The sequence below is a fragment of the Devosia nitrariae genome (genome assembly GCF_030160115.1).
Classification (GTDB): Bacteria; Pseudomonadota; Alphaproteobacteria; order Rhizobiales; family Devosiaceae; genus Devosia; species Devosia nitrariae.
Window position 1 is genome coordinate 270,744 of sequence record NZ_BSNS01000020.1, and the last position, 12,094, is coordinate 282,837.

Here is a 12,094-nt window from a genome sequence, read left to right on the forward strand (position 1 = left end):
GATGAGTACTCAACTGGTGGGGCTTCCCAGAACGAGCGTCTCTCCTGCGGGCAACTGACTTGCGAGAACGCTGCCTCGGTGACTGATGGACCCTGTATAGGGCTGCATGGCGCGGACGGTCAGGGCAGTGAGGCTGCCTTCCGCCCAGCCGAAGTCCAACTCGACGCCGCCGCGGGCTCGCACACCGCGAATGGCGCCGCTCGTCCATCGCTTCGGGCAAGCGGGCAGGAGACGGATCTGCTCCTCGTCCGACTGGACCAGCATTTCGAGAATTCCCGCTGCGCCACCGAAATTCCCGTCGATTTGAAACGGCGGGTGTGCGTCAAAGAGGTTGCGATACGATCGTTCCGGATGGAGGAGGCGGGCCAGGACGCTATGGGCTCGGTCACCGTCGCCCAAACGCGCCCACAGATTGATCCGCCAGCCGATACCCCAGCCGGTGGCGTCGTCGCCGCGGATCTCGAGTGAGCGGCGCGCCGCCAAGGCGAGCTCAGGTGTGCGTTCGGGGCTGATCTGAAGTGAGGGGTAGACACCATAGAGGTGCGAAACGTGGCGATGGTGGATCTCCGGCACATCGGCATCCCAATCCTCCGGCCATTCCTGCAACTGGCCCTGAGCGCCGATGCGATCGGCTGGCAGCCGGGCGCTGATGGCCATCAGTTTCTCGGCAAGCTCGTGGTCTCGGTCCAGGCGATGGGCCGCGGCAATGGTGGCGGCGAACAGGTCGCGCAGGATCTGGTTGTCCATGGTCGGGCCGGCACAGAGGGAGGAGCCGTGCGGATGGACGTTTTCCGGAGACACGGAGGGAGCTGTGACCAGGAACTCGGTCCCCGGCAGTTGAACCAGGGTGTCGATGAAAAACCGGCTGGCCCCGGCAAGGAGGGGGTAGAGCCGTTCGACTAGTGCCTCGGGAAAGCCGGCGAACCGCGCATGGTCCCAAAGCTGAGCGCACAGCCACGCACCGCCCGTCGGCCACAGCCCCCATTGCGCCCCATCGACCGGGCCGGTGGCGCGCCAAAGGTCGGTATTGTGGTGCAGCACCCAGCCGCGCGCGCTGTAGTGCGCTCGCGCGATTTTGGCGCCAGTCACCGCCAGTTCCTCTACCATCCTGACCAGCGGTTCGACGCAGTCGCCAAGGTTGGCCACGTCGGGCAGCCAGTAGTTCATCTGCACATTGATGTTGGACGTATATTTGCTGCCCCAAGGCGGGCGGATCTCCTTGTTCCAGATGCCCTGCAGGTTTGCCGGTTGGGTCCCGGGGCGGCTGGATGCGATGGCGAGGTACCGCCCGAACCGCACGTAGAGCGCGGCCAGGTCTGGATCGTCGCCCGCCGTGAACCCGGCAATGCGCAGGTCGGTCGGTTGATCGGCTGCTTGCGTGCGGTCGAGATCGATATCGAAGCGATCGTAAAGAGCGCCATGGGCCGCCAGATGATTGGCGAGCAGTTCGTCATACGACTTGACCGCGGCGGCATCGAGCCGGGTGGCGACATCGGTTTGCGGGTCGCCCGAAACGTCGTCGAAGCGGCGGAAGCTGGTGGCGATGTCGAGCAGGATCGTGGCGTTGTCCACTCCGGCGACGACCAGCCGGTCGGCCTCGGTACTGATCGCGCCGCCCTCATTCAGCACCCGTGCGTCAAGCGCCCATCGGAGCTTTCCAGGAATTCCGACTTCGGCCCGATTGCGCCCGTCGAAGTGCAGCGCATTGCCCTCAACATGGACGGCTCCCGGCTGTTCGCTGACGAATTCGGCGCCGAAGGAGACCGACCCTGGTCGGTCAGCCGTGACGCGGATGACCAGCACGCCATCAGCCGCCGACACGAAGCTCTCGCGGCGGAAGGCGACGCCGTCGGCGGTGTAGGTGGTGGTTGCAAGGGCCCGTTTGAGGTCGAGGCTGCGTCGGTAGTCCGAGAACAGCGTCGCGTGATCGAAACCGAGCAGCAGGCGACCTGCCGGCTGATAGGAGGTCTGCAGGTATGGCCGGCCCATCAGATGGACGTTGGCAACATCCTGCGCCTCGGCGTAGCAGCCGGCAAAGATCAGTTCGCGAACCGTCTCGAGATGGCGGTACGCTTCGGGATTCACCGCCACATAGGGTCCGCCGGACCAGAGCGTGTCTTCGTTGAGCTGAAACTCGTCGCGAACAACGCCACCGAAGACCATGGCACCCAGCCGCCCGTTGCCGAGCGGCAGCGCGTCAGTCCATTCCGCAGCAGGGCTGCGGTACCACAAGAGATGATCAATCATGAAACTGCCTAAGAGAGGTCGGCGAGGCGCTGGCCGGAGGTGTTGAAGAAGAGGGGCCGGCGCTGCGCGAAACCGAGGGGAACGCGGTCGCCCGCCTTGATGCCGTGCTCGTCGCGCGCCTCGACGACGAGTTGGGTGCCATCGGGTAGGGCGCCGTAGAGATAGCGGGTGCCGCCCAAATTCTCGACCACATCGACCTTGAGATCGACGTCTGCCGCGTCCCCGCCAACGCGGAAATGCTCCGGCCGCACACCGACGAGGATGTCCTGGTCGGCGCCGTCGAGGGGCACCGTGTGGATGCCGCCGGCAAACGCCGCATTGCCCGACCGCAGTTGGGCGGGGATGAAGTTCATGCGTGGTGAGCCGATGAAACCGGCGACGAACTGATTGGCCGGGTTGTCGTAAAGGTCCTGCGGAGATCCGGCCTGCTCGACCTTGCCGGCCCGCAGCACCACGATCTTGTCGGCCAGCGTCATCGCCTCGGTCTGGTCGTGGGTCACATAGATCATGGTCGCCCCTAGCCGCTGGTGGAGCTTGGCGATCTCGACGCGCATCGACACGCGCAGTTCGGCGTCGAGGTTGGAGAGCGGCTCGTCGAAGAGGAAGACCTCCGGATCACGTACGATCGCGCGGCCGATGGCGACGCGCTGGCGTTGGCCGCCGGAGAGTTGGGCCGGACGGCGCTTCAACAGCGGTTCGATCTGAAGCGATGCGGCAGCGGAGGCGACCCTTTGTGCGATCTCGCGCTTACTGAGCTTTGCCATGCGCAGGGAAAAACCGATGTTCTGCTCGACGGTCATGTGCGGGTAGAGCGCGTAGTTCTGGAAGACCATCGCCACGCCGCGCTCGATCGGATCGGCATCGTTGACGCGCCGACCATCGATCCTGATCTCACCGCCGGTGATGTCCTCGAGGCCCGCGATCATGCGCAACAGCGTCGATTTTCCGCAGCCGGACGGGCCGACGAACACGGTGAACGAGCCGTCCTCGATGTCGAGATTGAAGTCGCGGATGACTTCGACCGCGCCATAGCTCTTCCTGACGTTTACCAGTCCAACACCGGCCATGCTTCCTCCCTTGCCCGCCTCGCTACCTGATGCGTCGGGCCGAGTCCCTTAAGATGATGCTGCAGTCGATCCTGACGTCGTGCCGTCCCATTGCCGCAGGGTTCGCCAGACGCGTGTCTATGATGCTGGCTATGGCCTCAGCCATCTCGCTGATCGGCTGACCTACCGCGGTCACGGCAGGATTGTGCAGGCGCAGGGCAGGGACGTCGTCGAACCCTACAACGGAGAGGTCGCGGGGGATTTGCACGCCGACTTCTCGCAGGTAGGTCAGCAGGCCCAGAGTCATGTTGTAGTTGGCGCTGAACACGGCGGTAGGAGGGGTGGGCATGGCCAGGAGTTCTCGCATGGCTTCATAGCCACGGATTTCCCGCCATTGGCAGTCCACGATCAGCGATGGGTCCGGTGTCAGGCTGTGCGCCGCGAAAGCGTCGTGGTAGCCGGCAAGACGCTCGCGGCCGGCAGAATCGCGCGGGTTTCCGTGGAGGGTCGCCACGCGAGTGTGGCCGAGGTCGAGCAGGTGACTGACGATACGCGCGCTGGCCTTGCGATTGTCGGCAAAGACTCGATCGACCGGCAAGCCGGGAATGTCGTTGTCATAGAGCACCACCGTCAGACCCTCATCAATATAGGGCATTAGGTCATTGCGGATGGCCTCCTCGCCGTCCAGAACCAGCGCATCCACCCGATGCGAGGCAAAGAATTCGAGGCCTTCGCGAATCGAGGAGGGCTGAAGGTCATGACAGAAAGACAGCACGGCCCTCCCGGACAGGCGCATTTTGCGCGAGAGCTGTTCCAGCATCGCGGCATGGAACTCGCCGAGTGAGGGTACAAAGAAGCCGACGATGTGGGTGGTGTCCGTCTTCATGGCGACAGCCGTCGAATTGCGTCGGTAACCAAGCGCCGTGATCGCCCGTTCGATCTGGTCGCGGTTGGCTGCGCGCACCGGCTGGCCGTTGAGATGCCGCGACACGGTGCCGATCGCCACGCCCGCCACCTGGGCGACATCGACGATGGTCGCCGGGCGTTTGCGGGTGCGTCCGGGATTGTCGGTCTGGCTGGTCATGGCATGTCTGGTCCTGGGATGACGGGCCGCACCGGCACGCGGCCGGCACGAAGCGTCTTGATAGCCGGGGCGCGCCGGCAAAGCCAACCGTCGGAGGGCGCTGCCCCGGTACATCGTCAGGCGGTCCCCTCGAAGACTAGCGCGCTATGGATGCGCAGGCTCTGCAGGGTCACGGCGACATAGCCGTTGCCGGCATCCTGCCAAGGGACGTCCGCTCCGCTCAGCGCGTCGTAGACGCGACTGGGCGGCTGCGGTAGCCGCACACTTGCACTGACCGGCCCGACAGGCTGGACGTCCTCGATCATCTCCATGACCCGCGCGCGGCCGTCACCGGTTGGAATCGCCTTGCCACGCACCTGCGGCGCAGCAAACAGCAGATGCAGGATATGGCGATTTCGATCGGCCTGACGCGTGACCGTCGCTCGTCCGGAAGACGCAAGGTCGGTCACCAGGATGGGGTCCGGCATCAGCCGGTCGATCAGCCCTCGCACCAGGTATTTGTAGAGCGGCTGGCCATAGGCCTGGTACATGGAAAAGATGGGGTAGGCGACGTAGGCGACCCCATTGTGCTCGGTGATCGCAGGGCCAAGCCGTGCGGCCGAAGGATCGTCCGGCGTGTGCTGGTGCGAGCTGAAATGCCTGTAGCTGCGGTTGAAATAGGGCGGCACGATCTCAGCGAGCACGCGGGCGCCGGTGGCGTTGATGGCGCGGGCGGTGCCGTACATGACGAAGGGGCTCTCCGTCAGGCCGTCGAAAATCGCTGTGTCGGCTACGGCGTAGGATGGGGTGAACGCCACCGTGTTGCCGTCGGTATCGATGCCGAGGTCCAGGGCGGCGAGCGGCTTGCCCGCGTCATCGAGTCCCGAGCGGTCCGAGAGGATGACCTTGCCTCCGTCGTGAACATAATCGGCCACGCGCCGGGCCGTCTCGTCGTCGAGCCCGATGGAGTCTGGTAGGATCAACAGCCGGTAATCGTCGAAACGGGCGCTGCGATCGATGATGTCGAAGGGCAGCTTCAACTCCTGCAGCATCTGCGCCGCGCCGTCGTCGCTGGCGTGATTGCGGTCGCCCGAGGAACTGAAATGCTCGGCCGAAAGGATCGCGATCTCTGAAACTTGTCGCGCATCCTTAAGAAAAGGCTCGAGCTTGGCGATGCGGGCGTAGGCTGGTGCGATGCTGCGGTAGGTGTCCTTGTTGATGGCGCCGTTGGGATGAAGCTGGTCGCCGACCAGGCATTTCGACCCCAGCGCCACCATCTGCGCGCATTCGTATTCGAGTGCGTCCGGATGCTTGAAACCGCCGAACTCGCCCCAGGAGGTGTGGAACTTGCCGGTATGGGCGACGAAATCGAGGCCCAGCGTTGCCGCATAACGCGCGCTCGAGGGGAAGTGGTCGTAACCCCAGCCGCCGGTCGGCAGGCTTTCGAGCTCGAGGTGGCTGTAGGGCGCAAAGCGCTGCGGCCCCTGCTTGTGGATGTGGCCGCAATTATAAAAGATACGCAGGTTCGGGAATTCCTCACGCAGCGCCGCCGACATTTCCGAGCGGAAGCGCTCGTTCACCCACTCGTCTTTCTTCAGCCTGTCCTTCGGGTTCTCCGGGTCGAGCCCCTCTTCCTCCATCGTCTTGAGGCACTCGGCGCACACGCAATCGGGCGTCAGCACGATGTCGAAAAAGATGCCCTGCGTTTCGTAGGTGCGGGCAACCTCGCGCGCCTGTTCCAGCAGTTCGTCACGATAAGCCTTGTGGTTGAGGCAGAGCGTGTGCCAGCCGGCGGTCAGTTGGTCAGGATCGAAGCGGTTCTTGGTTGCGCTGCGCACGCGCCATTCGGGGTGGATGCGGGCGTTGCGCTCGTCCCACTGCACCGAGATGTAGATCGGGCATTCGATATCGGCGGCCGAGAGCGCCCTGACCATGTCGCCCATGAGATCGGGCCGCGCGAGATTGGGATGCGGCGCGCCGACCTTGGTCGGGTAGTAGGACCACCCGTGGTGGCACTTGGCAAAAATCGTCACCGAGTCGACATTGGCGGCCTTGAAGGTCGCAACGAAGTCGTCGGCATCGAACTGCGACCCGATGCCGGGAATGTGCTCGGACGTGTGGAAGTCGAGGTGGATCTGGCGGAAGCGCAGGGGCCGATTGGACGTGCTTGGCATTTCTATTCCTTAGCGCCGGAACGGGTTTGCGCGCCGGCGGCGAAGTAACGCTGGAAAACGAGGAACATGAGGAGCGGGACGATGGTGGTGACGATCGCGGCAACCGATTGCAGGTCCCAATTGGACTCATATGTGCCCGACATCTTGGTGAGGAGGACCGGCAGCGGAACGTTGGACCGCAGGTAAAGCATGGGCAGCAGCAGGGCGTTCCAGGTCCACAGGAACTGCAGGATACCGACGGCGAAGATGGGCGTCGTCGCATTGGGCAACACCACGTGCCGGAGCGTTGAGATGGCACTGCACCCATCGATGCGCGCCGCCTCGATCAGCTCCTTGGGAAAGTCCTCGAGGAAGTTTTTGACGAGGAAAATCGACCAGGCAAAACTCAATCCCACATAGGGAATAAGCACCGCGCCGATGTTGTCGATCATCTTGAGGTCCCGCCAGAGCTGGAACAGCGGGATGATCACCACCTGCTGCGGCAGCACGAACGCATTGATGATGAGGATCAGCATCAGGCGTCGGAACGGGAACTTCAGGAAATGGAAGGCATAGGCGGCGGCTGGTGTCAGCAGCATGGTTCCCGCGGTGGCGAGCCCGGCCAGGAGCGCCGTGAACCAGAAGGCCTGCGCCAGCGGAAACTGTCCCCAGACCCTCGCCCAGGCGTCGAAGGTGATGGTGAACTCGTCGAGGCGCCACCAGCCGAGAGCCACCTCGCTCGGCGGTCGGATGGAGGTCAGCACGATGCCGACAACCGGAATGATCCAGATGCAGCCGACGACCGCGACGATGGTGACTGACCACCAGGGTGTGCGTCCGATCATCTCGCACCTGCCGTACGTTGGATGATGGCCGGGATGGAGATGACGAGCACGGCGACGAGCAGCACGACCGTCGCCGCGGCCCCGTAACCGAGTTTGAACTGGGTCATCGACTCCCGGTACATGAAGTACCCGACCGTCTCGGTCGCGCGCACCGGACCGCCTCCGGTCATCACGTAAATGATGTCGAAGGCGCGCAGCGCGCCGAGCAGGTTGATAAAGATGGCAACGCGCACGCCTGGCATTGAGAGCGGCATCATGATGTGCCGCATGATTGCGGCGGGCCTGGCGCCATCCATATAGGCGGCCTCGAGCACGCTCCTCGGAATGGACTGGACGGCGGCCAGGCACAGCATCAGCGGCAAGCCGACGCCGCTCCAGGATGCAACGAAGATCAGCGCCCAGAGGGCGGTATTGGGATCGCCGAGCCAGGCATGGGAAAAGCCCGGCGCGAACACGCCGATGACAGTGTTGAGCAGGCCCGCTGAATCGGGCCGCAGGATGTTGATCCACATATAGCCGGAGACAGCCTCCGAGATGCCGAAGGTCGTGAAGATCATGACGCGGAAGGGCAGGGTGGTGCGGGGCGTGAACGCGCAGAGCATGGCGAGCACCCACCCCAGGCTCACTGAAATCGCTGTGGTGCCCAGCGTAAAGGTGAGCGTGGTCACCAGCGTGCCGCGAAAGCCTGGGTCGGCAAACAGCGTCAGATAATTGCCGATCCCCACATATTTGGCCGGCGCCAGCCCCCGGATGTCGAAGAAGGAGAGGCGAATGGTATCGATCAGCGGATAGACGACGGAGATACCGAACAGGACCAGGACCGGAGCAATCAACAGCCAGGCCGCGGGTTGGTCCTTCAACCGCCACCCGCGGGTGGCGAGCGGCCTGCGCCGCACGCCCCCCTTGGGGGAGGAGATCCCGCCGACGTCCGCCTCGCCGGTTGCGACCGTTTCGGGCATCAGTAGGAGACCGCCGCCTTGGCTTCGATCGCGGCGAGCACCGTATCGATATTTGCTTCCGACGGATCCTGGAGGAAGCGCTGGAGCTGGACGCGGTATTCGTCGACCAGGTCCCCTGGCAGGAGATCGCCCAGAACGAACTGCACCTTGGAGTTCGCCACCGCCTCCGTCGCGATCTGCTGGGCCGGTCCGAGGAGCGACTGATCCATGGCCGAGCTCGGCGAGGCATAGCCGTAGCGCGCCATGATGTCGGATGCTTCCGGCCCGATGATGAAATCGAGGAACGCGTCGGCAGCGGCGGGGTTGGCTCCGTTGGTAGTGGCGTTGAGTTCCTTGGTGTCGACGCTCGAAGTGTCATCGAACCCCATGCCCAGCGCCGGGAACTGGAAGAGCGAATAGTCCTCGCCTTCGGTGAGGCCATAATCGTTCTTGAGCGTCGAGTTGGTCCACATGCCAATGAGCAGATAGTTGGCCTCGTCGGCGCGGAAAATCTGCGCGTAGGACTGGTCGAGGTCGTTGGCGAGCATGACGCTGACATCGCCGCAGCAGCCCGCCTCGAGCATTTCGGCGAACTTCATCAGGGCTTCCTTGACCTTCGGATCGGTCCACGGAACCTCGTGGCGCGCCAGCTGTGCAGCGAAGTCGACGCCCGCCGTCCGCAGAAGCAGGGATTCGAACCACTCGGCATGCGCCCAGTATTTTGCCGGAATGGCGACGGGCGTGCCGTATCCGGCCGCCTTCAACTTCTCGAAGCTTGCGAGGAACTCGTCCCAGGTCTTGGGCGGCTCGGCAATGCCGGCCTTTTCCATATGCTCAGTCTTGTACCAGATGCCCGAACGGTCGCCATAGGTATAGGTCACGCCATAAGGTACGCCATCGATGGAGCCGAGCTCCTTCCAGGAATCGCCCAGCTGCTCGGACCAGCCGAACGTCTCCCACTGCTCTTCGATGGGGCGCAGGATGCCGGCGGTCATCAACTCGACCCGGAACGCCGGCCAGGTGTTGATGATGATGTCGACGACCTCGCCACCCATGATCGCCGTGCGCATGCCGCCGCGGGCATCGCCCTGGCCGCCGGCCGGTACGAATTCACGCACCGTCACGCCAGGGTGCATCTCAATGAACGCGGCCTCAACCTCGTGCCACATCTCGAGATCGGTGCCGCCCTGCCACTGCATGATCACCAGCTCACCGCTGATGTCCTGGGCAAGAGCGGTGGGCGCCACGCTCGTGAGCAATGCAAGAGCCGCGCCGGCGAGAACGGTGCGACGGCGGATAGGCGGCAGCAGGCTGCGGTTTCTGGTCATTGGTTCTCCTCCCTGTTGTCCGGCTGGTTGTTGTTGTACCGAGCAACTAACTTGAAACGTTATCAACTACGTCGGAGGATTGCAATGAACTTCCATACATGATTGGAGGAGGAGAGGCGCTGCGCGCCAACTGAAGGCAGTTCAACGCATTTTGGAGCCTGTCGATGCTGACCGACCTACCCACTCGTCCCTTCGGCCGGACCGGAATGGAGATCACCCGCGTCGGCATCGGCGCCTGGGCAATGGGCGGCAATATGTGGGGACCGCAGGACGATGAACAATCGACAGGCGCGATCCGCCATGCGCTGGACCTCGGCATCAACTGGGTCGACACCGCCGCCGTCTATGGCAACGGGCACTCCGAGGAGGTGATCGGCAAGGCCTTGGCGGAGCTGCCTGCCGATAGGCGCCCGCTGGTCTTCACCAAGGGCGGCATCGTGCGCAACAGCGAGGGCGCTCGCCGGATCGGCGAACGCAGCCACCTTCGCGGGGAACTGGAGGCCTCTCTCAAGCGTCTCAGGGTCGAGACGATCGACCTTTACCAGATGCACTGGCCGGCCGACGACGTGCCGCTGGAGGACTACTGGGCAACGCTCCTCGAGCTCAAGGCCGAGGGCAAGGTGCGCCATGTTGGCCTATCCAATCATGGGGTCGAAGAGCTCAAACGGGCCGAGGCTCTCGGGCACGTCGAGACGCTGCAGCCACCGTTCTCCATGATCCGGCGCGAGACAGCGGCAGAGATACTGCCGTGGTGCAACGCCAACGGTACCGGCGTCATCTGCTACAGCCCGATGCAGGCGGGGCTGCTGACCGGCACGTTCACGCCGGAGCGTGTGCAGGCATTGCCGGACAACGACTGGCGGAAGTCAAATCCCGAGTTCCAGGGCGACAGGCTGACCCGCAACCTGATGCTGGCCGGTAGCCTCAGGCCCGTTGCCGAAAAGCACGGCACCACAGTGTCGACGGTCGCTCTCGCCTGGACCCTCGCTTGGCCAGGCCTGACCGCCGCCATCTGCGGCGCCCGCGCACCCGAGCAGGTCGATGGCTGGATAGGCGCTGCAACGATCGAGCTCGACACGGACGACCTCGACGCGATCGCCATGGCCATTGCCGATACTGGGGCCGGCGAGGGTCCCTCGCGTCCGCGCGCCTGACGCCGTCCGCGGTGAAGGCCGATCCTGAAACGAGCGATAAGGTTACAAGAGCAGAACCATTCTCGTCTCAGTGCGAGGCGAGCGGTGCCAGACCGACGCACGTCGGGCGCTTGGTACGCAATCGGAAATCGCAGACGACCTCTGGGGCTCTATTGAGTGAGCCTTGTTGGCTAGAGCTTGCTGTACAGAGTGGTCACCGTCTCGACGCCATCGCTGCTCAGATGCTTTACGCGCGCTCTGAGCCGCTCGATCGAACCGATTGTAAAGAGCTCCTCGTTCAGCACGTGCATCGCAGCTGCCTCCGGAGACGCAGCCCAGACAATCTGAAAGCCTGACTGCTGGGGACGGCCAGTGGGATCCGTGTTGTAGGACTCCACCGAATACTGATGTTTCGGTGTGCTGGTGCTCATGCCCGGTCCGAAGCGCGAAGGCAGGAATGCCTGGCAAGTAATTGACCCAGCTAGGAGGTGGAAACTCCAGCCGGGCCAAAACCAACCGATCGGCGAGATCGGCCAGCGCTGCATTCATAGACCAGTGCTGATCGCAGAGCAATGATGCCCCTACCGCGTCAGCCAGGACAGCGCCTCGCGGAGGCGTTGGCCGCCGTTGCTTTCGAACCATTTGCCGTGAGCGAAAATGACACGGTCCGGTTTGAGCGCGACCAGGCGTCGGGCCGCGGACGCGGCCTCATCGCCGCCCGTGCGCATGGCGAGCCGGGCGTAGATCGGTGCCCTTCCGTTCGGCGCCGTCGAGCCGACGAGGCGTGCGCCGATCGCCAGCGGAAACGGCAGCTTTTCCGGTTCCACATTGACGACGAGGTCGGTCAGGACCAGCGTGCGCGAGGGGCGGTGGAAGAGGGCGACCTCCGTCAGACCCGTGCCCCTGACGACGATACACTCGATCTCGTCCCGCCAGGCTTGCGGGGCGCCACCAGCCAGGTCGTGGTCTATTCTCAATCCCGAGGCGGATACCGCCGGGCGCCTGCTCAGCCCTGGGGCGGCCCAGGACGCAACTGACGGATAGCGCTTCTGCCAATCGACCATATACGACCAATGCGCGGTGTTGGGTGCGACGAGATGCGCAACGGCACCGAGCGCTTCGAGCGCCTGCTTGAGATCGGGCGTGAACCGCGTCGGGGAATGGAGGACCAACCCGCCATTGGATAGCCGAAGCACCGTCATCCGCACCGGCAGGGGCATTCCGGCAAGCCAATGCGGTCCGCTGTCGACGATCCACACGTCATCGGCTACCGGCTTTGGCGTATCTAGCGGCCTGTAGGTCACGTCGGTCATGTTGCGCTCTCCCCGGTCTCCGGCAACA

Annotated in this window: 9 protein-coding genes; 1 reads left to right on the forward strand and 8 read right to left on the reverse strand. The window is 64.0% G+C overall.

The features are described from left to right. Positions 1-9: 9 nt before the first annotated feature. The 7 genes from QQK18_RS18535 to QQK18_RS18565 all read right to left on the reverse strand — a co-directional run bounded on the left by QQK18_RS18535 (position 10) and on the right by QQK18_RS18565 (position 9,620). Positions 10-2,247, reverse strand: a complete 2,238-nt coding sequence (locus tag QQK18_RS18535) for a glycoside hydrolase family 95 protein (protein WP_284341849.1) — start codon at positions 2,245-2,247, stop codon at positions 10-12. A gap of 8 nt (positions 2,248-2,255) precedes the next feature. After that, positions 2,256-3,314: an ABC transporter ATP-binding protein gene (locus tag QQK18_RS18540; protein WP_284341850.1), complete on the reverse strand. Its 1,059-nt coding sequence runs from the start codon at positions 3,312-3,314 to the stop codon at positions 2,256-2,258. 22 nt (positions 3,315-3,336) lie between these two features. Next, the gene (locus QQK18_RS18545) at positions 3,337-4,377 is read right to left on the reverse strand and encodes a LacI family DNA-binding transcriptional regulator (RefSeq protein ID WP_284341851.1); all 1,041 of its coding nucleotides are present in this window, start codon (positions 4,375-4,377) and stop codon (positions 3,337-3,339) included. A gap of 116 nt (positions 4,378-4,493) precedes the next feature. Next, positions 4,494-6,530, reverse strand: coding sequence for a beta-galactosidase trimerization domain-containing protein (locus QQK18_RS18550; RefSeq protein WP_284341852.1), 2,037 nt, complete (start codon positions 6,528-6,530; stop codon positions 4,494-4,496). 2 nt (positions 6,531-6,532) lie between these two features. Beyond that, entirely contained in the window at positions 6,533-7,354 is an 822-nt protein-coding gene (locus QQK18_RS18555) for a carbohydrate ABC transporter permease (RefSeq protein ID WP_284341853.1), read from the reverse strand. Further along, positions 7,351-8,313, reverse strand: a complete 963-nt coding sequence (locus tag QQK18_RS18560; RefSeq protein WP_284341854.1) for a carbohydrate ABC transporter permease — start codon at positions 8,311-8,313, stop codon at positions 7,351-7,353. Before QQK18_RS18560 ends, QQK18_RS18555 begins: the two co-directional genes overlap by 4 nt. Continuing rightward, the gene (locus tag QQK18_RS18565; protein ID WP_284341855.1) at positions 8,313-9,620 is read right to left on the reverse strand and encodes an ABC transporter substrate-binding protein; all 1,308 of its coding nucleotides are present in this window, start codon (positions 9,618-9,620) and stop codon (positions 8,313-8,315) included. The genes QQK18_RS18560 and QQK18_RS18565 overlap by 1 nt, the downstream gene beginning before the upstream one ends. Positions 9,621-9,784: 164 nt before the next feature. Here QQK18_RS18565 and QQK18_RS18570 point away from each other — a divergent pair, with 164 nt between their 5' ends. Beyond that, positions 9,785-10,774 carry an aldo/keto reductase gene (locus QQK18_RS18570; protein WP_284341856.1) on the forward strand — a complete coding sequence of 330 codons (990 nt, stop codon included), beginning with the start codon at positions 9,785-9,787 and terminating at the stop codon, positions 10,772-10,774. 560 nt (positions 10,775-11,334) lie between these two features. Here the strand turns inward: QQK18_RS18570 and QQK18_RS18575 are convergent. After that, a complete protein-coding gene (locus QQK18_RS18575) occupies positions 11,335-12,066 on the reverse strand; it encodes a DUF4336 domain-containing protein (RefSeq protein ID WP_284341857.1) in 732 nt (243 codons plus the stop codon). Between the last annotated feature and the right edge of the window lie 28 nt (positions 12,067-12,094).

Excerpts from the sequence above, each read along its gene's own strand:
- QQK18_RS18535 (WP_284341849.1), bottom strand. The coding sequence starts at position 2,247 with ATGATTGATCATCTCTTGTGGTACCGCAGCCCTGCTGCGGAATGGACT.
- QQK18_RS18540 (WP_284341850.1), bottom strand. The coding sequence starts at position 3,314 with ATGGCCGGTGTTGGACTGGTAAACGTCAGGAAGAGCTATGGCGCGGTC.
- QQK18_RS18545 (WP_284341851.1), bottom strand. The coding sequence starts at position 4,377 with ATGACCAGCCAGACCGACAATCCCGGACGCACCCGCAAACGCCCGGCG.
- QQK18_RS18550 (WP_284341852.1), bottom strand. The coding sequence starts at position 6,530 with ATGCCAAGCACGTCCAATCGGCCCCTGCGCTTCCGCCAGATCCACCTC.
- QQK18_RS18555 (WP_284341853.1), bottom strand. The coding sequence starts at position 7,354 with ATGATCGGACGCACACCCTGGTGGTCAGTCACCATCGTCGCGGTCGTC.
- QQK18_RS18560 (WP_284341854.1), bottom strand. The coding sequence starts at position 8,313 with ATGCCCGAAACGGTCGCAACCGGCGAGGCGGACGTCGGCGGGATCTCC.
- QQK18_RS18565 (WP_284341855.1), bottom strand. The coding sequence starts at position 9,620 with ATGACCAGAAACCGCAGCCTGCTGCCGCCTATCCGCCGTCGCACCGTT.
- QQK18_RS18570 (WP_284341856.1), top strand. The coding sequence starts at position 9,785 with ATGCTGACCGACCTACCCACTCGTCCCTTCGGCCGGACCGGAATGGAG.
- QQK18_RS18575 (WP_284341857.1), bottom strand. The coding sequence starts at position 12,066 with ATGACCGACGTGACCTACAGGCCGCTAGATACGCCAAAGCCGGTAGCC.